The 20,744-nt window shown below is 39.8% G+C and carries 22 protein-coding genes; 9 read left to right on the top strand and 13 right to left on the bottom strand.

Annotated elements, in window-relative coordinates; all coding sequences use genetic code 11:
• Nucleotides 1-99: 99 nt before the first annotated feature.
• Together JWG44_RS00385 and JWG44_RS00380 are read right to left on the bottom strand one after the other, a co-directional pair.
• Nucleotides 100-495 carry a hypothetical protein gene (locus tag JWG44_RS00385; RefSeq protein WP_205273005.1) on the bottom strand — a complete coding sequence of 132 codons (396 nt, stop codon included), beginning with the start codon at nt 493-495 and terminating at the stop codon, nt 100-102.
• Between the two features lie 426 nt (nt 496-921).
• A complete protein-coding gene (locus tag JWG44_RS00380; RefSeq protein ID WP_205272980.1) occupies nt 922-2,520 on the bottom strand; it encodes an EAL domain-containing protein in 1,599 nt (532 codons plus the stop codon).
• Between the two features lie 887 nt (nt 2,521-3,407).
• Between JWG44_RS00380 and JWG44_RS00375 the strand changes: the two genes are divergently transcribed.
• Complete coding sequence (locus JWG44_RS00375) at nt 3,408-4,517, top strand: AraC family transcriptional regulator (RefSeq protein WP_205272979.1); 1,110 nt, start codon at nt 3,408-3,410, stop codon at nt 4,515-4,517.
• 246 nt (nt 4,518-4,763) lie between these two features.
• The gene (locus JWG44_RS00370) at nt 4,764-5,915 is read left to right on the top strand and encodes a helix-turn-helix domain-containing protein (RefSeq protein WP_205272978.1); all 1,152 of its coding nucleotides are present in this window, start codon (nt 4,764-4,766) and stop codon (nt 5,913-5,915) included.
• A gap of 751 nt (nt 5,916-6,666) precedes the next feature.
• Here the strand turns inward: JWG44_RS00370 and JWG44_RS00365 are convergent.
• Together JWG44_RS00365 and JWG44_RS00360 are read right to left on the bottom strand one after the other, a co-directional pair.
• Nucleotides 6,667-8,262, bottom strand: a complete 1,596-nt coding sequence (locus JWG44_RS00365; RefSeq protein WP_232371406.1) for a sensor domain-containing diguanylate cyclase — start codon at nt 8,260-8,262, stop codon at nt 6,667-6,669.
• Nucleotides 8,263-8,927: 665 nt separating this feature from the next.
• Entirely contained in the window at nt 8,928-9,335 is a 408-nt protein-coding gene (locus JWG44_RS00360; protein WP_205272977.1) for a hypothetical protein, read from the bottom strand.
• 104 nt (nt 9,336-9,439) lie between these two features.
• Here JWG44_RS00360 and JWG44_RS00355 point away from each other — a divergent pair, with 104 nt between their 5' ends.
• Together JWG44_RS00355 and JWG44_RS00350 are read left to right on the top strand one after the other, a co-directional pair.
• Nucleotides 9,440-9,667, top strand: coding sequence for a hypothetical protein (locus JWG44_RS00355; RefSeq protein ID WP_205272976.1), 228 nt, complete (start codon nt 9,440-9,442; stop codon nt 9,665-9,667).
• A 66-nt stretch (nt 9,668-9,733) separates the two neighbouring features.
• Entirely contained in the window at nt 9,734-10,138 is a 405-nt protein-coding gene (locus JWG44_RS00350; protein WP_205272975.1) for a nuclear transport factor 2 family protein, read from the top strand.
• A 156-nt stretch (nt 10,139-10,294) separates the two neighbouring features.
• Here the strand turns inward: JWG44_RS00350 and JWG44_RS00345 are convergent, their stop codons facing one another.
• Entirely contained in the window at nt 10,295-10,909 is a 615-nt protein-coding gene (locus JWG44_RS00345) for a hypothetical protein (protein WP_205272974.1), read from the bottom strand.
• 108 nt (nt 10,910-11,017) lie between these two features.
• On the bottom strand, nt 11,018-12,313 hold the full coding sequence (locus tag JWG44_RS00340) for a patatin-like phospholipase family protein (protein ID WP_205272973.1): 1,296 nt from the start codon (nt 12,311-12,313) through the stop codon (nt 11,018-11,020).
• Nucleotides 12,314-12,714: 401 nt separating this feature from the next.
• Here JWG44_RS00340 and JWG44_RS00335 point away from each other — a divergent pair, with 401 nt between their 5' ends.
• The 5 genes from JWG44_RS00335 (at nt 12,715) to JWG44_RS00315 (ending at nt 15,077) form a co-directional block, all read left to right on the top strand.
• Entirely contained in the window at nt 12,715-13,059 is a 345-nt protein-coding gene (locus JWG44_RS00335) for a hypothetical protein (protein ID WP_205272972.1), read from the top strand.
• A gap of 252 nt (nt 13,060-13,311) precedes the next feature.
• Entirely contained in the window at nt 13,312-13,662 is a 351-nt protein-coding gene (locus JWG44_RS00330) for an ArsR/SmtB family transcription factor (protein WP_205272971.1), read from the top strand.
• 34 nt (nt 13,663-13,696) lie between these two features.
• Nucleotides 13,697-14,200, top strand: a complete 504-nt coding sequence (locus tag JWG44_RS00325) for an SRPBCC family protein (protein WP_205272970.1) — start codon at nt 13,697-13,699, stop codon at nt 14,198-14,200.
• On the top strand, nt 14,197-14,628 hold the full coding sequence (locus tag JWG44_RS00320) for a hypothetical protein (RefSeq protein ID WP_205272969.1): 432 nt from the start codon (nt 14,197-14,199) through the stop codon (nt 14,626-14,628). The genes JWG44_RS00325 and JWG44_RS00320 overlap by 4 nt, the downstream gene beginning before the upstream one ends.
• Complete coding sequence (locus JWG44_RS00315) at nt 14,625-15,077, top strand: VOC family protein (RefSeq protein WP_205272968.1); 453 nt, start codon at nt 14,625-14,627, stop codon at nt 15,075-15,077. Before JWG44_RS00320 ends, JWG44_RS00315 begins: the two co-directional genes overlap by 4 nt.
• A 6-nt stretch (nt 15,078-15,083) precedes the next feature.
• Here the strand turns inward: JWG44_RS00315 and JWG44_RS00310 are convergent, their stop codons facing one another.
• The 7 genes from JWG44_RS00310 to JWG44_RS00280 all read right to left on the bottom strand — a co-directional run bounded on the left by JWG44_RS00310 (nt 15,084) and on the right by JWG44_RS00280 (nt 20,744).
• Nucleotides 15,084-15,575, bottom strand: a complete 492-nt coding sequence (locus JWG44_RS00310) for a TPM domain-containing protein (protein WP_205272967.1) — start codon at nt 15,573-15,575, stop codon at nt 15,084-15,086.
• A gap of 140 nt (nt 15,576-15,715) precedes the next feature.
• Entirely contained in the window at nt 15,716-16,429 is a 714-nt protein-coding gene (locus JWG44_RS00305; protein WP_205272966.1) for a glycoside hydrolase family 25 protein, read from the bottom strand.
• Nucleotides 16,430-16,850: 421 nt separating this feature from the next.
• Nucleotides 16,851-17,549, bottom strand: a complete 699-nt coding sequence (locus JWG44_RS00300; protein WP_205272965.1) for a FecR family protein — start codon at nt 17,547-17,549, stop codon at nt 16,851-16,853.
• A gap of 100 nt (nt 17,550-17,649) precedes the next feature.
• Nucleotides 17,650-18,036, bottom strand: coding sequence for a nuclear transport factor 2 family protein (locus tag JWG44_RS00295; RefSeq protein ID WP_205272964.1), 387 nt, complete (start codon nt 18,034-18,036; stop codon nt 17,650-17,652).
• A 400-nt stretch (nt 18,037-18,436) separates the two neighbouring features.
• Complete coding sequence (locus JWG44_RS00290) at nt 18,437-19,090, bottom strand: nitrogenase component 1 family protein (protein ID WP_205272963.1); 654 nt, start codon at nt 19,088-19,090, stop codon at nt 18,437-18,439.
• 28 nt (nt 19,091-19,118) lie between these two features.
• Complete coding sequence (locus tag JWG44_RS00285; RefSeq protein ID WP_205272962.1) at nt 19,119-19,805, bottom strand: Crp/Fnr family transcriptional regulator; 687 nt, start codon at nt 19,803-19,805, stop codon at nt 19,119-19,121.
• Between the two features lie 204 nt (nt 19,806-20,009).
• The gene (locus JWG44_RS00280; RefSeq protein ID WP_205272961.1) at nt 20,010-20,744 is read right to left on the bottom strand and encodes a LytR/AlgR family response regulator transcription factor; all 735 of its coding nucleotides are present in this window, start codon (nt 20,742-20,744) and stop codon (nt 20,010-20,012) included.

Here is a 20,744-nt window from a genome sequence, read left to right as displayed (position 1 = left end):
CCGAGCAGTAGGTTGTTTTCCTTCAAGTCCCGTCGTTTGTAATTCCGGACGGGATTTTTCAATTCTCAAAAATGCAAGAATGAGTCTTAACTTCTTGGATCAAGAACCGTCTTGAATCAAATAATCCAGATGCAATCGAATGTCCGGTTCCTCGGAAGAAACATTTGCAAAAAGAAGATCCTCATCCAGTTTGCGCTCAATTAACTGATCCAATTCTTTGGGAACCTTAGCCAAATACGTTCCATTAAAGATTGTGTAATTTTCGATCCACAATTCCAACTTCCTGCTATCGGAAAGAAGAATACAGTTTTGATTGATACGGATGGAATCGGCGATCATCTTTCGAAAGTTTGTGAGATTGGGAAAATCTTCGTTTTCGATTTGGTTGAGATCCAGAATATAAATTCCTGAAAAATCATCCAGAATCGATAGAATGACGTCCCTTACGTTCACGATGGAACGGTTGTCAACGACGCCGGAGAGTTTGATCCACATGGTCTTTGTGGAAGTTCCTTGCACATCGAATATAACAAATTCGTTGCTAACCTGCATTTGCACCCTCGCTCAATCTATATTCGTATCAATTTACCAACGATGAATTTCAAAATAGATTCTTTAATTCTTTGTCGGCAAAACGTTACGTGTCCTTGTCAGAACAAAAAACAACGAATTGAATTTTATAGGATTTCAATTCGAAGCTCAATTGTGAAAGAGTATAATCGGGTTTTAAAGAACGTTCGCCGCATTCTATAAAAGGAACACTTTTTTACTATTGGCTCCCTTCTATTTACAAAGAGAAAATATCTTTGGATGATTTTCTCTTTCGGTTAAGCAATCAGGTACAAATCCGGATGTGCTCAAATTTAAAACTAACGTTAGACGGTTTTTGTATAGAATTTTCAATTCCATACTACGATATTTTTATTTAGAACCCGAAAGGGTAAGAAAGGGAAGATCGTAAAGATTGGAAGGTTTTCCATAGAGAAATCCTTGCAGATAATTTGCTCCACAATCGATCGCAATTTTCTCCAAGGTTGTGTTTTCGATTCCCTCAAAAACGGTCTTTTTGCCGAGAGAAAGCAGAACCTGCGAGATCGCTCTAAGAACACTTCTTTTACTCGGGTTCGAATCGGTTCCCAGGATCAAACTCTTATCTAATTTTACGTAATCACTTTCGATCTTTTCAATTCTTGAAAAATTAGAATTCCCTACCCCAAAATCATCGATCGCTATTTGAAAACCGAATTTTTTTAAGATAGACATCTGCTCAATGATCAGAGGGGTTTCTTCGTAACGACTTTCCGTAATTTCTAAAATGACCGAAGCCGGAGTAAGATTTAAGTTTGAAAAATAGAATATAAGATTGTCAGCGAATTCCGGATTCTTGAGTTGAAACGGAGAAATATTGATCGAACAGATAAAATTCGAAGATGGATTCTTTCTTTTGAGCTCCGTAAAATCTCGAAACGCTTTTTGAATCACCCAAGATCCGATGGAACTGATCAAACCCGATTCTTCGGCGAGGGGAATGAAAATATCAGGACTGATCATTCCCTTTTCGGATTGATTCCAACGAGAAAGAGCCTCTAAAGAATGCAAAGTCCTCGTATCTGCGGAAAGAATCGGCTGATATTGAAGAAAAAGTTCCTTTTTGTGAACAGAATTCCTCAAGGACAAATACGTGGCGATCATCTGGGAAGAGTCATTTTGACTTTCCGTTGCATAACGACTGAAAGGATATTCAATCACCTGATTCAAATTGTTCTTAAGCCCACGCAGAATGTGAAGCGGAGTCACAGAGGGTTCCGCAGTATGATATCCGCCGATCGAAAGTTTGAGATGAAATTCGTATCCTTCCACTTGAATCGTGTTTTTCATATAGGAAATTAAACTCGAAGGAATCCAATTGATATCCACATCCGGTTTGTTGATCTGATAGGAAAAGAAAATCTGATTTGCAGAAACTCGAAATCCGAGATTTTGAGAATTTGTGATCGTCAAAAACTCCGCGTGCAAATCCAAAAAAACGGCTTCGTAGATCTGATTCTCAAATTGATGCAAAAAGGGATGATTGTAAATTTCAATATTTACGAGATAAAAATACGTGCTCTGTAACCGAAGAGAACGGAGTAAATTGTTTCTCAAGGAACGAAATCTCTGTAGGCGATTTTTTTCGGAATTGATCGAAGCCTGTGTCGTAGACTCGATATGAACAAAAACTACCTTACTCTTAGAATTGATTTCGAAATTAACTTTGTAAACTCGGCCCAAAGCGGAGCGAACTATCAATTCAATTCGTCGGTCGGTTCTTATTTTCCGTATCCCGACACCGTGTGCATAGATATTTCCGTATTCCAAGAATCGCTCGATCGCTCGATTCAACTTTGAATCCAACTTTCGAAGGGAATCGTAATCTGCATCCGAATAGAGAAGCTCCCCTGCGAAGTTGTACAACGCATAACTGTAGGTTCGAGAGTCGAGATCGCGATCCAATTGAATATCATGAAATTGAGAAAGCATTCTAGGATTTTACAGTAATTTATGCTTCTTTCCTTTCAGTTTATAATCTAAGTATTATGCAAATCCAAAATGAGTTCCACTCACCGAAGGATAAAAACTCTAATTTTCTATTCTTTGAATGGAGTATATAATAGCAAACCTCCAACTTCCTCAAAAAAAGAAAGGCTACTTTTTTTCAGTCCTACTTTTTCCTTTTTCTCAAAACCAATTTTCAAAAATGAACTTGGTTTCCTTAGGTTTAAAATTACCTCCCAAGATATAAACTGAGTTCAGAATTCTTCAAGATTTCGGTTGGGTAAATCCTTTTTGAAAAGAATCAGCATCTCCTTAAAAATACTTTCGGAAAACCTCGGCCTGCTCGGTCCCATAAAATTTGTAAAAAAAGAACGAACCGACAGGAAGATCCCTTGTTTTCTTTGCATTTCGGACCGAGATATTTTTTTCTCCATTCTCAGGAAGAAAGAAATCGATCCAAGCAACTTTGCTCGGTTTAAAATATGAACAATCATCATTTAAAAATGCTAGCATGCACATTATAATCAGAATCAATTAAAGTAAATTTCATGTCCTCCAATGAGTTATTCCTTACGAAAGTTCGTATATTCTTACGACAAAACATTAAATTCTAGAAAGAATTATCTCAAATTACAATGATACTGTAATATTCATTTTTTATATTGTAACTTAAAATCAGAATGTAATTCCGTTTTTTCATAATAGAATGATCTATTTTTTATAGAATTTGCTAAGAAGAAATAGAATTCGTTTTAAAATTTAATTTATTCTTTTCAAAAATTAGAATTCGATCGATTTTGATTTTATAAAAGATTTGCTTTAGTTTTTCATACAAAGAAATCAAAAAATATTTAAATAGAACATGAAGAGTTATGGTGAATATTGATTTAGATTCATTCTTAAATGAAACATTTTTAATCGGTCTCATTCGATTCGGCGCGGGTTTTGCGCTGATTCTGGGAATTGGAAATTGGATTCGAGCCAAAAAACAAATCGATTATCTGATATCGTATGTTTTAATTTTAACGGCGATCTTCCAAGCAATCGACGAAAATAGCCTGCTTTTGATAAACCATCTTTGGCTTTCTAAGCTTCTATTTCTGATCGATATCATCGCGTTAGCGGCCAGCGGGACCTTTGTTTTTCTGATTTCATCGATGATTTTCCGTAAGTATAGGGAGCTTCCTCTCTACTACTATTGGAATTTCTTAGGGCCTTTTTTTCTCACGATTCCGATCGCTACCTTCTACGAACAGCCTCAGAGCGAAGAACTCTCTTTCTTTTTGTTTCTGACGGACGTGTATGTTTTTGTTTACTTTGCGATTGCGATCGTAAACGTTTGGAGAGATCGAGAATATCTCCTCTCCAAAGTGAATTTTAGGATCATACTTCTTCTCGTGATTACCATTTCACTTTGTATTCCCTTGGAAATCGCGGGAATTCTTCTGGAAAACAAATCCTTGATTCTTCTTTCCAGTGTTCACACAACCTTTGTTTTGGTTTTTTATTATTTTATGACGCTTCTCTTCCCGAGGATGATGGACTTTCCTGAAATCGAATCGAACAAAATCCTGTCAAAACGTTCTCTTTTGCACGATATAGATATCCACGCACTGGAAGAAAAACTGGCCTATATGGTAAAAGAAGAAAGAATTTATTTGGACGAGGAGATTCGACTTCCGGATCTTTCAGAAGAACTCGGGATTTCAGTGCACCAGCTTTCTTTTTTTCTCAACAACCACTTAGGAATCAATTTTAATAATTATATCAATCGTTTTCGGGTGGAAGAAGCCAAATCGATGCTGCTCAACGACCCAAACCGCTCGGTGGTTTCCGTCGGAATCGCCGTTGGATTCAATTCCAATTCTTCTTTTTATAAGGCCTTTTTTAAGGAAACCGGAATGTCGCCGAAACAATTTAGAGAATCCCAGCCTAGAATCATCCACTACGAATCTACGCACGACATTCAACTAAAAAGTTAAACGACCTTCCCGAAAATTCCCTTTTTCATCCAGTTCTTTACCGAATTCGATTCGGAAATCGGTAAAGAAATCCTCTAAGTCTATAATTTATAGAATTTATTTCCGATTAAATTAAATTCTAAAATAGAATATTCTGATTTTTATAATTTCAACAATTTCTAATTATATTTGCCGACGCATCCGGATCCGAAACGCGTTAAACTCTCCTCAAACTCATGCAGGAACATAAAAGAGGAGGTGCATCCCATGTTTAACTTGAATATTCTATCGGATATCATGTCTTTTGCCGGTTTTTCGGAAGTGAATTTGTTTTACACGCACGCGGCCGGGGTTGGGACGGGAATGACCATGGCCATTTCCAGATTTTACGGAGGAAGGAAAAACGGATTCAACAAGGCATACGGAACCATCTTATTGAGTGTAAGCGTATTTTTGATGGCAAATAACAAAATTCTTTTTCCTCAGGAGACGGACCCAAGACTATTGAAAGATCCGGTCTTTTTAGGATTCTATTTTGGACTCGTCCTCTACGCATGTTCTGCGGTTCTCATCTGTATGAAATTCATACTTGGAGAAATGGAAAACCCGTGGTTCTTTTGCAAACGAATGATAGGAATTCTTCCCCTGGCCATTCTTCTTTCCTTTCTTCTTCCCAGCGTCGTCTACATTTGTCTTTGTGATGGGATCGGAATCAGCATCATGCTCTATACCTTCGTCTGGTCCTGTTATACGATTCACAAAACGCGGCAGGAATCGTTATTCTATCATTTTCCTTTTATCACATTTATGGTTTCGTTCTCCTTGTTTTTAGATTTTACGGGAACAATTCTGCAATCTACGAGGATACTTTTGGTCTCAGAACTCATACCGGGAATCCTGTTGGCCTATGTGACCCTAATCGAAAGAATTTATCCCGTCCTTTTTAGCAAAGTCAACGGGGAACCGAAACCGGAAGAAACGATCGTTTTCTCGGAAATACCGAATGAACAACCCGCGGCGTTTTTTGAAGAGGAGGAAACCACTCCGGAATCGAGTCGAAACATTTTAGAGGGTGTGGAATTGAGTAAAATCGAAGAAAGAGTCCAGGCATTTTTACAAATCCGAGGTTATGCGGATGAGGAATTGAGACTCCCGGATTTTGCCTCTTATCTCGGCCTTTCCACACATCAGGCTTCGTATTATATCAACAAACACATGTCTATGAAGTTCGCCGACTTTCTAAACATGCATCGAATCGAAGACGTAAAAAGAAACCTAAGAAATAAATCTCATATGAATCTTTTACAGATCGCTTTAGAATGCGGATTCAATTCGGCCTCCTCCTTCCATAGAGCCTGTGTAAAATTTACGGGAAAGTCGCCTCGGGAATTTAGAAAATTGGTCAATTCTCAGAACTAAAAAAGCTAATAAAAAAAATCCGGACCTCTTTCGGGTATAAGACAAGTCCTTTGGTTTTATACTCGATTTCTTGTTCTCAGATTACGGCACGGGTCTGTGCTTAAAAATTTGTTACAGCTCCTACAAAAAATCTCCGGGGATCGCAAAAGAAGAACTTTTCTCTGGCTCTCATTGCAAGAAACCTTAAAAAACTATCTACATTCTTCCTGAGAAAAAAGAAAAATAAAAAGTAAGGGTCGATCAAATCAGAATCTCATTTAAAAAAGTCTCAACCGAGAATTTCAAAGAATCTTTGGATTGGATTTGAATCGTGTGAAAAGAAGAATTCCTAAAAAAAAATATCTACCTGGCTAATGAATGCAAATTAACCAAATAGATACAGAGGTTTCTATGGAGATATAGGAGCTGGTTGCTTTTAAGGTTCCAATTGGATTCACTCAAAACTGAATTCATTCTAAACTAGAATGAAACTTTCATCCCTTCTCGTTATAAGTTGCATTCAATAACTAGTAAATCTAAGAATTAGAAAGATTTGTTTTTTAGAATTCAGATCGGAATTTTGATAAGAAGCGGGATTTTTTTGGAAAGAAGGAAGAGAATCGATTCGAAAAGAAGAATGAATCCGAAAATTGTCTACCAGGTTAACTTTTTACAGCTAACCTGGTAGACCAGTACAATAGAGTGAGTTCCCTTCTACGCTTTGAATCATAACCCGGCACAGGATTCTGTTCTCTCCACTATATAATTTGAATCAAAAAGAACGAACCGGATCGAAAACACAAACTCGATTGCGTCCGGTGGTCTTTGCTCGATACAGGGCCTGGTCTGCGTGAGAAAAGGATTCTTCCAAACCGTGTTTTCCTCCCCGACCTTCTGAGATTCCAATACTTACTGTCACGGAACTTCCATCCTGAAGTACGACCTTGTTCTCCACTTCTTCGCGCAAATGTTCCGCAATGTTTATCGAATCTTCGGGATTTGCCCCAAAAAGGAAGATGGCAAATTCTTCCCCGCCCCAACGGCAAACGGCATCCGTCTGTCGAATACAAGAGCTCAAAATCTGTGCGACCCTTACAAGAATTCGATCTCCTTCGTCATGACCATATTGATCATTTACCGATTTGAAATGATCGATGTCCAACATCAAGATAGTCCAGGTCTGCCCGTGCCGGTTGCTGATAGCGAGCGATCTCTGGGCTAATTTCAAAAACCCTCTTCGATTGGAAATCCCGGTCAAAGGATCCGTATGAATCAAAATTGAAATTTGTTCAATGGAGGAGCGAAGCTGAAGATATAAAATCAATACAACGGCTAAGGCGCAAACGAGTCCCCAAATCGGAAGCAAACTTTTGATGAGATAAAAAATAAACTCGTACACTTCGATTTTATGAATGAGATATACCTCGCCGGTCTTTACTTCAAAAGTAGCCCAGTAAGTCAGGTCTTTTCTAAATAACGACTGGGAAAGGGGGAATTCCGGAACTTGAATTTTCTGCAAAGCGCGAAGGTCATCCTTTCCGGTGGTAGCGATTACGTGCCGATGTTCGTCGATGAGAAGGCTTTCGCCGATACAGTCTCCGGTTTCAAGTATCCTTTTCATCATATCCAATCCGATATCGATGGAAGCGACTCCCATAAATTCATCACGATAATAAACGGGTTCTGCGATTGTGATCATCAATCCCTTTTCATTGATATCTTCGTACAATTCGGTGATAATCTGGCGTCTATCCGGATTTGTCTTCGGTTCCGTCTGAACCCAAAACGGTCTCGTATAAAGTTCGTCCGTAAATTGAAAATTTACCGCCTTCCCAATGTTAGGTGTAAAGTAAAGAAATTGTCGTTTTGAAAGATAGTAAACCCAGACCACTTCCGGTTGTTTTTCGACCAAAGTCTCAAACTGTCCGCCCAAACTCAGAATCGCCTCAAGTTCTCTTAACAAAGAAGAATTTACTTTATGAATCGATCCTACCGCAGTCAGTGTACCCGCAAACGCCGCGTCGTTTTTTGAGCCGGAGTATCTTGAAATTCCAAAACGATTGATATCAGGAAAGTCCTTCATTTTTTTAAGAATCTGAGGGTTGACCGAAGAATCTTCGTGGAATATCATATAATCCGTTACCGACAATCCAAGAGCTCGGCTTTGATTGCTCACGCGGTGAAGGTAGTCTTGTGTAGCGCGCGCTCTCATTCCGACAATCCGATAAAGATCGTTCTCCAATTTTCGTGTCTCGTAAACGAGAATTAGAACCATAAAGAGCGGAATGATCGCAAAAAGCAAAAAGAGGATTCTCTTCTTGATTCTTATTTTTTCCTTATCTTTCTGAATTCGATATTTTCGTAACAACTTTCACACTCCTCGATCTGATAGGGACAAAGAATCTCTATTGTCGAATTGCATTTTTGCCCGTTAAAAAGAAATAGGAATTCCCTTTGAAAAAGTATCGAATTCAAAAATGAAATATTTATCTTAGAATCTGCGGATCGAAATCATTGCGAAACGGAATTGGTTTTGACAAACTTTGTATTTCATTGGACAAAGATTCGGCGTTTTTAGATTCCTTGAGAATTGAATTCTCAAATCATGAACACGTTTACGAAACGAAATTAATACGAGCGTGTCAAAAGCATGGACATCTTGTTGCGGTTCTATTTTTTTATAATTTCACAGATGCTGTAGCTCATTGTTCACGCCCTCCGGCTTTTCCATAACCTTACCCACAAGTTAAAAAGCTATTTAGAAAGAAGGATTCCAGTAAAATTTCTTGCAGGAGTTCCTACAAAAGCTCTGAAAGAGAATATTCCTTGCAAAATTATGATTTTGTGATATAGGAAAATCTCCCGGAGTTTTCCGCCACCCGCCCCTCCACCCAAAATTTTGTACCAACTCAATGCGCCGCTCTCTATGGATCGCGTCGCAGGGCGGGGCCGCGACTTTCACGGAGGACTGTCGTTGTTACGACAGATTTTTCTTAAGATTCAAACAACTTTGTGAGTAAGGTGATGGGCTTTTCAGAGGGACCAAAATCGACTTAGAATCGTTTCGTAATGAAGTGATAAGTAGAATAGGATGGCTAAGTTTCCATAAACAACCGTAGGGAGAAACCAAAAAAGAGCGATCCATATCGAACCTTCGTTTAAATAAATAAAAAACGTAGATATTCCGAGTCCTAAATAAAGATCGATTCCGATTTGTCTTGCCCAGTGTAGTTTTAACATTTTTCCGATACTGTGAAATAGATTCTCACGCCAGCTACAATAAATCGTGTAAGCGAGAAAGCCGAGAAACACGGACCAAACCAGATATTTCCCCGCCCCTACAGAACCGCTTACGGCGACTACTTCGTGTTTTTGTTCTATAACGAAAGCCGAAATTCCGAAAATAAAAAAAACGACCCATAAGATTATTTTTGCGTTCATAAACCCTCCCGATTTCTTTTAAGACTTCGTTTCTTCCCAATAATCGGTCAACTTGTATTTTAAATCGATTGACAATATAATAACCGGTTATTATATTCTTTTCGATGATTAAAAAAAGGATCAAACAAAAGGTCGTTCGCAAAGTCGGACAACCTAGAATCGATCCGGAAGCTCCTCTCGAAAGAAGATCGGTCGGATTGCCCGAGTCTTGGTGGAAGGAAGTGGACCTTTTGGCGAAAAGTTACGGAGTCAAAACCTCCGAGATCGTACGTCTTGCGGTCGGACTTCACCTTCGCCGTCTCGGTAAGATAAAAACAAAAATCAATCGTTAAAAAAATCGAAAAACGAATTGATTCCACTCGGGGATACGATTCATATTTTGGATAAAAAGGTTTAGAATGAATTTTAAAGAAGCAGAAGAATTTTGTACTCGTTGGCTTTCCGCTTGGACAGGAAATCAACCGGAAAAGCTGATTTCATTTTATGCAAACGACGCCTTCTATTCGGATCCTACCGCAAAAAACGGTTTTCAAGGACACGGAAGAATCCTTCCCTACTTCAAACTTTTACTTCGGAAAAACCCGCATTGGAAATGGACTCACGAAGAAATATTTCCGAATGAAAAGGGATTCTTACTCAAATGGAAAGCGGTCATTCCCACAAAAGAAACCGAAATCATAGAATATGGAATGGACATTGTGGAGATCAAAGACGGTAAAATCACGAGAAACGAAGTTTATTTCGACACTCGAAGTTTGATTTCGAAAAAAAACAAGTCCTCAAAGACGACGGCTAAATCATAAGAAAACACCGGTGATTAGAAACGGTTTTCATCCGGAAGAATCGTACGAACACGGTCAAAAAAAGTCTCATACAACAATCGATATGAGACTCAAGTAGTAAGGAGTCCGCTTCTAAAGAGAAGTTTTCGAATTCTTCTCTTCGCTTAACAAAAGATATTAATTTCCGGTCAAGATCTTATACTCATTAGGAATCTTAAATTTTTGGAAACGGTTTGTAAGACCGTATATTAGGATTCCCGCAAGAATCACTCCGACGATCAAAATCCAAACCGATTGTTGTCCAGGCGAGGCTCCCAAAACCGTAAGTTTCATTTTATTTCTATGGATCGCCGCAATATGACCAAAAACGGATATGACCGCCAAGGAATAGTAAGGAATAAAAAAGACGTTAAACGGAAATGTATTCAGCCCTGCGGCTCCAAAGTAGAAATTCGTATCCAGGTGTAAAACAAATCGTCCGGTCAAAACCGCGCTCAGATGAACGATCAAAAACATTGCAAGATACAATCCCGTTGCGATCTGCACTCGATCAAAAGTTTTCGAAATTTCTTTTTTCTTTTGCAAGAATAAACGAATTCCGGAGACGATTTGGGTCAAAACCGCAAACAAAAGCAAAGTCTCAACAACCGGGTTTCGGTAAATAAAACGTAGATTCTCCATCACCGAGATATGAGCGTCCGGCCCCCGAAAACTCGCAAAATGATTGAAAAGATGAAGTCCGATAAATACCGCGAGTGTAAGCCCGGAGAAATAGTGAATTTTTTTGATCATAACCAAGTCCTGTCCCGATTCAAAACGTCTTCTAAAATCCGTTTCGTTATTTGAAGTAAAGACGTTGGACTCAGTCGGTTTGTGACGGGAATCGCGGATAAAAGATGACTACTTGCAGAGGGCCTCGTTTTTCCAATCACTCGATTTTAAATTCATTATATCATAGAGAGGAGTTCCTATTATTCTCCCCAGTAAATAGTAAAGCCGAACCCGCTCCTCTTCGTATTCCAAATCAACCGTAACATCGTTTGGAAAATATTTCCGAGAATTCTTAAATAATTTTAAAAGGTCTGGATCGACGGATTTCCCGGATTTTTTGCACTTCGATATCAGCGTATAAAACTTTTCGGTCACCATCGGTTTGACGTAGAATATTTTGCCAACCGCTCCGTTTTTTCTATCTAAGAGTTTGTATTCAAACTGAATCACCGGCACATTCTGATAATTTACCTTTTCAATATCGATTGTAACGCCTAATCGCGTTTCAATGATTTTAAGAGTCGTCCTGATATCCTCATACATATTAAAATTCTCATAACTATAATTTCCAATGTCGGTAACGATGATCGTTGGTACATTTCTGACAACCAAGGAGAATAAACCTAGGTTATCGCTCTTACCTCCGTCCGAAAGCGTATATTCATCACGAACTCGTTCGTCCTTTTGAACGTTACTGTGTATCGTAATTCCGAGTGTGAGGTTTAGGAATGCGCTGGATGCACGAAGGATATCGGAAAACTGAATATCGGATTTTATTCCGAAAATATTCTTTTTTTGAAATGTTAAATAAGAATTTGTGAATATCCCTTTTTTGTCCTGATTTGTCCTTATTCCCCATTTTTTACAATCGTCGTTTGTATTTCCGCAATCCATATCGGTTCCAAATCCGAAAGGTGTAAATTCGAAAGGATAGTGTTTTGCCTTATTGTAATTTTCTTCGAAAAACGGAACGCTATGTGTGGTATTAAAAATCGGATAAGGACGTTTCTCTGCAAACCCGTTTCGATCATACAATTTATTGATGGTAAAATCAGTAAACTCAGGCATGCTATATTTTAGAATGTCCTCTTTCCACCTACCGCCGCTATAAGCCGTATATTGTGTCAGCCTTAATCGCCTCTGAATTTCCTCACAAGGATCTTGTTGGGAACCGCCCTCATTCCCGAATAACGCAAAAGAATCCAAACAATCGAATAATTTCGAATCCTCGTTCGGATACGCTATATACGCCGCGGAAGACCAGGAACCTCCCGAAACGGAAGAAATATAGTCAATCCGTTGCAGATAAGAGATTGAATTTGTTTCCATTTTGATTTGTTTGTTTTTTCTTGTAACGGCGTTTAATGCGCTCATAAGACCTAAATTAAATGCGTTTGCGCGAACACCGCCTCCCGACAGCGCCAAACCAACAATTTCTTCCTTAGGGCCGATTTTAATTCGATCGCGGCGTATATAAATTTGTCGAAGTTCCTGCGAGTAAAAATCGGAATACTTATCAGCTACATTCAGAAATCGAGAATCGGGTTTTTCAGAAATAATGATATTCGCCGGCAAATGCCCGCAGGAGAAGAAAAGGAACATCATTAAAACAGAAACGTAACTATGAATATTTAACATAATATGTAAGTATCATAATATAGAATATTTTAAATTCATTTTTTACGAATATTTTACATAGTTAAATTTAATTTGAATTAATTTTTTATTGACAAATATTTTTATGGCGATTAATCCGGATTTAATTCAGAAGATTTTTCTATTGGAAAAAAACATCGTAATTTTCATTCTTTCCCGGAGTTTAAAAGATGGGTGCAAGTTTGTTTAATCTATTTCTCCGACCCCAAAACTCATGGATTCAGGTCTTTTTATTCGTTTTTGTCATGTCCTGTTCGGTATTTACCGAGTCGGACCTTAAAAAATGCAAAAACGGGGTTGGAGAAGAATGGAATCGAAGATCCGATGTCCGTCTTTTTTGCGGTGTTATGCCTGTGGAGCAAATCAGTTCGGCTTGGGCAACAAGCTCAAAGGTAATTCCTGAAAGAGATTATAACATAATCCTCTTATCTTGTTTTATTGCACTCGACCGACTTTCCGAATGTGATAAAGAAAGCGATTTCTTTAATATCGAACTGAATCCACCCACACAGTAACCCGCAGTTTCTTCGTTCCCTCAGCGAAATCATTTTACTTTGAGAATCTGGCTCTCTTCAAACTTTTGGGAAAAGAATAACCAAACGTAATTTCGAATTTCTCAGCAAAACCAATTTTACATTCTTCGAAGTCGTATTCAAAAAAGCCATTCATCAGAATTTCAGTTTTTACTAAAAAGAAAGAAAATCTCTTTTGAATTCAAAAAAAGGCTTGCTATTCATTCTTTATATAACCTAATAGTTATATAAAGAATGAATTCTAAACTCGCAACTTCGAATCGCCTGGATTTAACGTTTGCCGCACTCGCAGACCCTACTCGGCGCGCGATCCTTGCTCGTTTGGCCTCGGGAGAAACTTCCGTGATGGAATTGGCTAAACCGTTTGCGATGAGTCAACCTGCGATTTCAAAACACCTGAAAGTTTTGGAACACGCGGGTTTGATAGCAAGAGGCCGCGAGGCTCAAAAAAGACCGAGAAGGATTCGCGCGAAACCCCTTGAAGAAGCCTTTGATTGGCTTGAGAAATATCGCAGATTTTGGGAAGGAAATTTTGAACAACTCGACGTTCTTTTAGAAGAACTCAAGGCAAAGAAAAAAAAATGACCGATTGGAATTCAATTACATTTAGGAGAATCGAATGAACGCCGCTGGAAATCTAAAACTTGTTCCCAAAGGAGATCTGGAAATCGTGATGACTCGAGAGTTCAACGCGCCTCGCAAAACGGTTTTTGAAACGTTCACAAAACCCGAATTTGTCAGACGTTGGCTTTTGGGTCCGCCGGGTTGGTCTATGGACGTTTGTGAAATCGACCTAAGAGTCGGCGGTAAATATCGATATCTCTGGAGACACGAGGACGGACGTGTTATGGGAGTTGGCGGAGTGTATCAAGAAATCGAAAAGCCCGAACGAATCGTCCACACCGAAGTTTTTGACGAATCCTGGTATGCGGGCGAATCTTTGATCACAACCGTCTTGATCGAAAAAAACGGTAAGACGTTTATGACCGCTACGATGAAATACGAATCTTTGGAAGCGAGAGATTCCGTTGTTCACTCGCCGATGGAAGGAGGAGTTGCCATGAGTTACGCAAGACTCGACGAAGTTTTATCTTCCACATCGATTCAAGGAGAAGCGGAATGAAAAGTTCTTTAGAAAATAATAATTCAAAATTTCTGAATATTTTAAAAGGTACGGGAGCGGTTTTGGTCGGCCTTTTGACGATTTTTATCACCTCCCTCGGAACCGATCAAATATTACACGTCTTGAATATTTATCCGCCTTGGGGAGAACCTATGTTCGACAACGGCCTCAATGCGTTAGCTCTGTCTTATCGGCTCGTCTACGGCGTTTTGGGATGTTATATAACGGCCCTTCTCGCGCCGAATCACCCGATGCGTCACGCGCTCATCTTGGGTGGCATCGGTTTGATTCTCAGCACCGTCGGAGCGATCGGAGCTATGAAATACAATGTCGGGCCGCTTTGGTATCCCATCTCTCTCATTCTTACCGGCCCTCCCTCCGCATGGTTGGGAGGCAAACTCAGAGAAAGGCAGTTGAAAGTCCTATGAAAAAAATAACTCCTTTTCTTTGGTTCAACGATAATCTGGGTGAAGCGATCGACTTTTATACTTCTATCTTTAAGAATTCGAAAGTCGAACACGTTTCTAAAAACGGTGACAAGGTCGTCAGTGCGACCTTTCATCTCGAAGGTCAGGATTTTTTGGCCTTGGACGGAGGACCACACTTTAAGTTCTCCCCGGCGGTTTCTTTTTTTGTTAACTGCGAAACACAGGAAGAGATCGACGAGTTTTGGGATAAACTCTCCAAGGACGGAGAAACGCAGAGATGCGGTTGGCTCAAGGACAAGTTCGGTCTTTCCTGGCAAATCATCCCTTCGGCGCTCGGAACATTCTTACAAAACGTGGATAAGGAAAAAGCGAATCGAGCGATGCAGGCGATGCTTCAGATGAACAAACTCGAAATAAAAACTCTCAAAGAAGCATTTGACGGAAAATAACTTTCATCAGTGGATTGAAAACCAATCCACGATTGCTTTGACTCCGTTGGAGACACCAAGATTCAATTGGCCCTGACGGAAATAAGGAATAAAATCTTTCTCGATGATTTCTTTGGCTTCCGAGTTCGACATTCTTTCGGCGGCGACCCTTCCCAATTCGATCCGAATCTTACGATCGCTGAAAGAAATCAAGACTACGATTCCATATTCCGAAAACGACATATCATTTTGGGAATATTTTTGAAAATATTTTACTGCATATTCTTCTTCCGTAAGATTATCGAGTAACGCGACAATGACGACTTCCAATCGAAGTTTCGTTTCCATGTAAAGAGAATTACAGAGAAGATTGACGGTCGATTTTGTTTCTACAGAAAGTTTATTTGCGTAGTCGTGAGCACAATCCGTTTTTAGGCTTTTTTGAATTCCGCTATAAAGGAAAGAAAAAGGCGAAAGGAATAGAGCAAAATATAAGAATAGGAGAATTCCAAATTTCATTACTTACACAACAATGCGTATTGTTTTTTTTATTTATTTTTTGTAGAATCCTTTTTTTGAAAATTTTCTAACTTATAAAATGTATTATTTTGGATCCAAACTTCTGGGTCGCTGATTGTTCTCAAATACACGTCGAACATTCAATTTTTGGAAAATAATTCTTCTAAACTTCCGTTCCATACATTCAAATCGACGTAACCTTCGATCCCGAGAATTCTTCCCCGATTCTTATATTGCCATAAAACCCAAGAAAGGTCCGAGAACGTATTCGGATGTTTGAAAATATCTCGAATCCAAATCGGATGTTCGAAAAATTCTTCACCCATATACTGATCTATAAATTCGAAAGTTAAATATAAAATCGTTTTTTTACCGTAGTAAGAATCGATTCGGGTCAAATATTCTCGGATTTCTTTTTGAACGTCCTGAAGTTTGGGCCTTTCCTTACAATTCCCCGTAAATTCAAGGTCGATCACGGGCGGAAGGGCATCGGATTCTTTGGGAACCCGTTTTATAAAATTCTCCGCCTGTTCGGCCCCGGATTTGCAGAGTGTAAAAAAATGATAAGCTCCTACTAAAAACCCGGCCTGTCTCGCCTCCTTCCAATTGATAGCGAAGGAAGGATCTCGAAAATCGCCTCCTTCGGTGGCCTTGATATAAACAAAGGAAATTTCCGATTTCGGAACCCGATCCCAATCGATCTTTCCTTGATGATGGGAAACGTCGATTCCCCGGATCGGATATTTTTGTTCGGAAGGATATACGAACCAAATTCTCCCCGAGTCCAGAGCTTTGTAACCGCCAAACAGAAGAATTACGATCAAAACGATCGCGAGCGATATTCGGAGTTTCATTCTGAAAATTCTTCTTTGAGATATTTTTTTTTCAACCAAAGAATCATTCTTATTCGTATGGTTCGGAGCCGCGAATTCGATTTACGACGCGTCCCAAAACTCAAGTTTACTTTATCCGAAAGATCAAGCTACGAGAACCTATCGTAGTCGGTTACGGAAGTAAAGCGGATCTACTTCTGCTTTCATACGACGCGGCATAGGTTTATGAAGTTTTGTAAGAGCTCATACAATCGGATTCAAAAGAATCGTTCGAGAAAGAATTCGCCAAAAGCAATCTTCGTTTGAAAGAAGGCCGTAAACGAATCAAATTGAATTCTCCCCCAAAAAACGCAGTCTCCCGATTCAACGATTCAAAAAAATCATAGCGCGAAACGATATTCGGATAAAACTTCAGCTTATTATTTTAGTTTTTTTTAATATATCAAAGAGCTTCAAATTTCTTTTTGACGATTAAAACCAACGCCTGCGCCTGCTCCGGCGTCATTTGGCTTTGGGCTCCGAGCGGAGAATTTTCAATCTCACTGTGATTGTGGGAATACGCGATTTTCGCATCTAACAAATCTTTTGCGGTGATATAAACCGTCTTGTCGCCTCTAGTCACAGCGAGATAATCGGATTCGTTTATCTTTTTGGAATGATTGGCGACATTCTCCAATTCGATCTTTCCTTCACAGTGACAGGTAAAGGTCATGTCTTCGCGAACCGCCGTGAAAAATTTAGTTCCCCTGACGCCCGCCGTACTGGTCGGAGTGTGAAGACTGAGCTTGTCGCCTTTCAACAATTTATTGGCAAGAACCCAGGAACTTCCACGATCTTGAAAAAATATCCTCTCGTTCGAATCCTGTTTTAGACGAAACTGAGAATCCGATTGAATTTCGATCATGGAAGAATTTTCCCCAAAGACTATGGTTGTCACCGATTTAGACCCCGTGATCAGAACGTCTCCGTCTTGAATCTCCTGAGAAACAAAAGCCTTTATCTTTTGATCTCCGCGTTGGATCGACACGTCGCCTTTTACGAAGGTGATAGCGCCCTTTGTCGGCTCCAAAGACGAACCTTTGCATTGTAATAAAAAAACGTTTACACAAAGAAGAATCGACAAGATCTCTATTTTTTTCATAAGTTCCCCGCTGACCCGGATTTAAAATCGGAATCGAACATCAAACATCGGCGGTCAATTTAAAAAGGCAAACGATTATTTAGAATCGGGATCGATTCTTTCAATCGGATTCCTTTGCAGGGATCGGAAGACGTTGAACCGGATCGTAAAAAAAAGTCTCTTCCGCGATCTGTTCACCTTCCCAGCGTTGATAGGCAAGTTCTTCCATATGCATGGAAGTTCCGTCTTTCCATTCAAAATGAAAAATCCATCGGATAACAACCTTGTCTGCATTCACAAAAACGGGACGAACGCACTTCGACGTGAGAGTTTTTACTCTGGAGAGAACCTTTCGTTCGTTTGCGACGAGCAAACGTTTCCCCGTGCGAGGTGCGGATTGGTTTTCCTGCATGGAAGCGTCTTCCGTATAAAATTCTTCGATCGCTAAATCGTGTTTATTCTCTTCCACGAGGGCGATAAATCGTTCCAATGTTTCCAAAGTAGGCATAACGTTCTTTCTCCGGTTGACCGATATTAAATCAGGTATGATCCCCTTATCTTTGTTAGACGATCTCGCGATTGATTCGTAATTTTCCCGTCTGTAAAATCCGGATCCGGAATCGAAAACTCATCCTCAGATGCCGGACTTCCAAGATTGTGATTTTTAGTTTTATGTCAAATTATATATCTTTTTCGGAAGATCGCGCCGGATCCAGGGATCTGACTTCGAAAATTTGAAAGATTGATTCGAAAACGTGAAAAGTGTGGGAACTCCCCATTTTCATTCGACGATTTCCATCTCTCAAAAAACGAAAGTCGGTTCCAGGAAAGGTCTTCGTAGGAGCTTCTACAAATTTCTTTTTTTTTCGGCTTTGAATGAAGACTCCACAGGCGGAAGGGAATCGAATTTATTCCTTCATCCTGGATTCAGGAGCGGAGAACCAATCGACGGTCGCCTTGGTCACTAAATTCCATTTTTGAGGATCTTCGAAATGACTCGGGGAACCGGCGATCAGGCTCATTTTTTTTTGGGGAGAATCGATTCTCATAAACCCGCCTTGATTGGAATCGGCTCCTTTCGAATTCAAAGCTCCGATGATATTGAGAAGCGGAACTTCACAAAAGACGATATTAAGAGGCGGGATTTCTCCGATAAAAACGAAACTTTCGATCTGACTTTTCAGCTTAAGACTCGCTTTGAAAAATCTTTCGGCATACGCCGACAAACCGACATATCCTAATTTCATATCCTTTGTGAGATCTTGAGTTTTTAACCAATGAGTAACGGAGATTAGGCGATCCGATAGGAGTTCTTCGTCCAATCTGTTGATTGAAATTTGTCTTTCTTTTTCGGTCAAAAGTCCGTAGAGAAAGAACGTCGCGATTTTTTTCCCGTTTAACGCGTTGGAAAGTTTTTTCAATCGATCCGCAAACCTAGAATGTTCCTCCTCCAATACATTGACCACTAGCAAATCCGCGCCTTCGGGGACTACGATGTCTCCTTTGAGTTCGACTTGATTTACGGGGAAACTTACAGTTTTGCTAAAATGTCTTTTGCCCATTTACTTTTAACGATCGAATTTCCGCGTTTTAATCGAGAAGACTTTCCAAGGCCGCTTCGTTTTTGATTAGAATTTTTCTTTTTTCGATCTCGATCCAATCTCTGCATTTAAAATCGGAAAGGGCCCTTACCAAAGTTTCGGTGGTCGCGCCTATGATGGACGCGAGTACGTCTCTTGTAAAAGGAAGTTCGATCTCCGCTCCGACTTCTTTCATTCTTTCCAAAAGGAATTCGGATAACTTCGCGTGTGTATGACGGATTCCCATCGAATAAATTTTGTTTTCGGCTTCCACACATTCCTGCGTCATTTTGTCGAACGCCATATCGCTGAACTCGCGGTTGGTATGTAATAATTCCTGAATTTCAAACTGAGACACGAATTGTACTTCCGTATCTTCAAGCGCGACCGCGTCGTGGCGATAAGTTCCGCCCATCACCGCGTCCCTAAAACCTACCCAACTTCCCGGGTAGTGAATCTTAAACGTTTGTTGTTTGTCGTTTGTTTTAGAATGTCTGAAAGAACGAACGTATCCTTTGCGAACGATATAGAATCCGTTGGAGGAATCTCCCTCCGAAAAAAGAAGAGCGTTCTTCTCAAAATGTTTAGTATTTTGGGAATCGGTTAATTCATACTTTGGAACCAACTCGAGACGTTTTTTCTTCGGGGAAACTTCGTTTTCTTCGGAAACACGTTTGGATATTGTGAGTGAGCTCATATTCTTCCTATTCCTTTCCATTCTTGTTGAGAATGTTTATACAGGACTTTCGCAATCCAGTCAATGACCCAGGGGATATGCGGCGGATTACGGAGGTATTCTGCGGATTGAGAGGGTTAAAATTCTAAAATTCGAAAGGGATCCAAAAATCGGGAAACGGCTCCGAACGGCCGTTTGGAAGAATTTTAAGGCGTTTTCGAAAATTCAGAGCAGTTCTTTGATTTTAGCGATGTATTTTCGACCGACCGGAAGTTGGGTCTCGTCGTCGTCCTTAAGATAGACTACGTAGTTCCCCATCGTATCGCTCTGGAGATGGGAAAGTTTCTGGAGATTGATGATGTACTGTTTATAAATCCGCAAGAACTGGCTGGAAGGAAGTTTTGTTTCCAGGCTCTTCAAAGATTTGTATGTGATATATTCCCTTTCTTCGGTGTGGATCACGCTGAAATTATCCCGGGATGCGATGTAGATGATATCGGCATAAGGAACTAGGAAATAATTTTCCTTTTCCAAAATAAACAATCCGTGTTCGTTGAATACGTTTCCCGAATTCTGACTTCTTTTGTTTTGAAGAAACTCGATCGCACGATCCACTGCCTTAAAAAATCGATCCTTTGAAAACGGTTTTAAAAGATAATCAAGAGCGCCTAACTCAAACGCGTCGATCGCCTTATCGCGAAAGGCGGTGACAAAAATCACGTAAGGAGGATTTTCCAATTTTTCGAGAACTTCTAATCCGGACATTACGGGAAGATTGATATCTAAGAATGCCAAATCAAAGGATTCTTCCCGCAGAAATTGAAAGGCTTCTTCTCCGTCTTTTGCTACTTTACAAAGTTTTAATTCAGGTCGAGAGAGACAAAAATTGATCAGTAACTCTCGAGTGGGCGCCTCGTCTTCGACAATGATAGCCTTCCATTCTTTATTCGGTGTTGCCAT

The organism is Leptospira ainazelensis, from assembly GCF_016918785.1.
Taxonomy (GTDB): Bacteria; Spirochaetota; Leptospiria; order Leptospirales; family Leptospiraceae; genus Leptospira; species Leptospira ainazelensis.
This window is presented reverse-complemented; position numbering and strand designations above follow the sequence as displayed.

Excerpts from the sequence above, each read along its gene's own strand:
- JWG44_RS00290 (WP_205272963.1), bottom strand. The coding sequence starts at position 19,090 with ATGGGCAAAAGACATTTTAGCAAAACTGTAAGTTTCCCCGTAAATCAA.
- JWG44_RS00350 (WP_205272975.1), top strand. The coding sequence starts at position 9,734 with ATGAATTTTAAAGAAGCAGAAGAATTTTGTACTCGTTGGCTTTCCGCT.
- JWG44_RS00305 (WP_205272966.1), bottom strand. The coding sequence starts at position 16,429 with ATGAAACTCCGAATATCGCTCGCGATCGTTTTGATCGTAATTCTTCTG.
- JWG44_RS00295 (WP_205272964.1), bottom strand. The coding sequence starts at position 18,036 with ATGCCTACTTTGGAAACATTGGAACGATTTATCGCCCTCGTGGAAGAG.
- JWG44_RS00335 (WP_205272972.1), top strand. The coding sequence starts at position 12,715 with ATGGGTGCAAGTTTGTTTAATCTATTTCTCCGACCCCAAAACTCATGG.
- JWG44_RS00330 (WP_205272971.1), top strand. The coding sequence starts at position 13,312 with ATGAATTCTAAACTCGCAACTTCGAATCGCCTGGATTTAACGTTTGCC.
- JWG44_RS00320 (WP_205272969.1), top strand. The coding sequence starts at position 14,197 with ATGAAAAGTTCTTTAGAAAATAATAATTCAAAATTTCTGAATATTTTA.
- JWG44_RS00385 (WP_205273005.1), bottom strand. The coding sequence starts at position 495 with ATGTGGATCAAACTCTCCGGCGTCGTTGACAACCGTTCCATCGTGAAC.
- JWG44_RS00370 (WP_205272978.1), top strand. The coding sequence starts at position 4,764 with ATGTTTAACTTGAATATTCTATCGGATATCATGTCTTTTGCCGGTTTT.
- JWG44_RS00375 (WP_205272979.1), top strand. The coding sequence starts at position 3,408 with ATGGTGAATATTGATTTAGATTCATTCTTAAATGAAACATTTTTAATC.
- JWG44_RS00325 (WP_205272970.1), top strand. The coding sequence starts at position 13,697 with ATGAACGCCGCTGGAAATCTAAAACTTGTTCCCAAAGGAGATCTGGAA.
- JWG44_RS00315 (WP_205272968.1), top strand. The coding sequence starts at position 14,625 with ATGAAAAAAATAACTCCTTTTCTTTGGTTCAACGATAATCTGGGTGAA.
- JWG44_RS00310 (WP_205272967.1), bottom strand. The coding sequence starts at position 15,575 with ATGAAATTTGGAATTCTCCTATTCTTATATTTTGCTCTATTCCTTTCG.
- JWG44_RS00300 (WP_205272965.1), bottom strand. The coding sequence starts at position 17,549 with ATGAAAAAAATAGAGATCTTGTCGATTCTTCTTTGTGTAAACGTTTTT.
- JWG44_RS00280 (WP_205272961.1), bottom strand. The coding sequence starts at position 20,744 with ATGGCAACACCGAATAAAGAATGGAAGGCTATCATTGTCGAAGACGAG.
- JWG44_RS00360 (WP_205272977.1), bottom strand. The coding sequence starts at position 9,335 with ATGAACGCAAAAATAATCTTATGGGTCGTTTTTTTTATTTTCGGAATT.
- JWG44_RS00355 (WP_205272976.1), top strand. The coding sequence starts at position 9,440 with ATGATTAAAAAAAGGATCAAACAAAAGGTCGTTCGCAAAGTCGGACAA.
- JWG44_RS00380 (WP_205272980.1), bottom strand. The coding sequence starts at position 2,520 with ATGCTTTCTCAATTTCATGATATTCAATTGGATCGCGATCTCGACTCT.
- JWG44_RS00345 (WP_205272974.1), bottom strand. The coding sequence starts at position 10,909 with ATGATCAAAAAAATTCACTATTTCTCCGGGCTTACACTCGCGGTATTT.
- JWG44_RS00285 (WP_205272962.1), bottom strand. The coding sequence starts at position 19,805 with ATGAGCTCACTCACAATATCCAAACGTGTTTCCGAAGAAAACGAAGTT.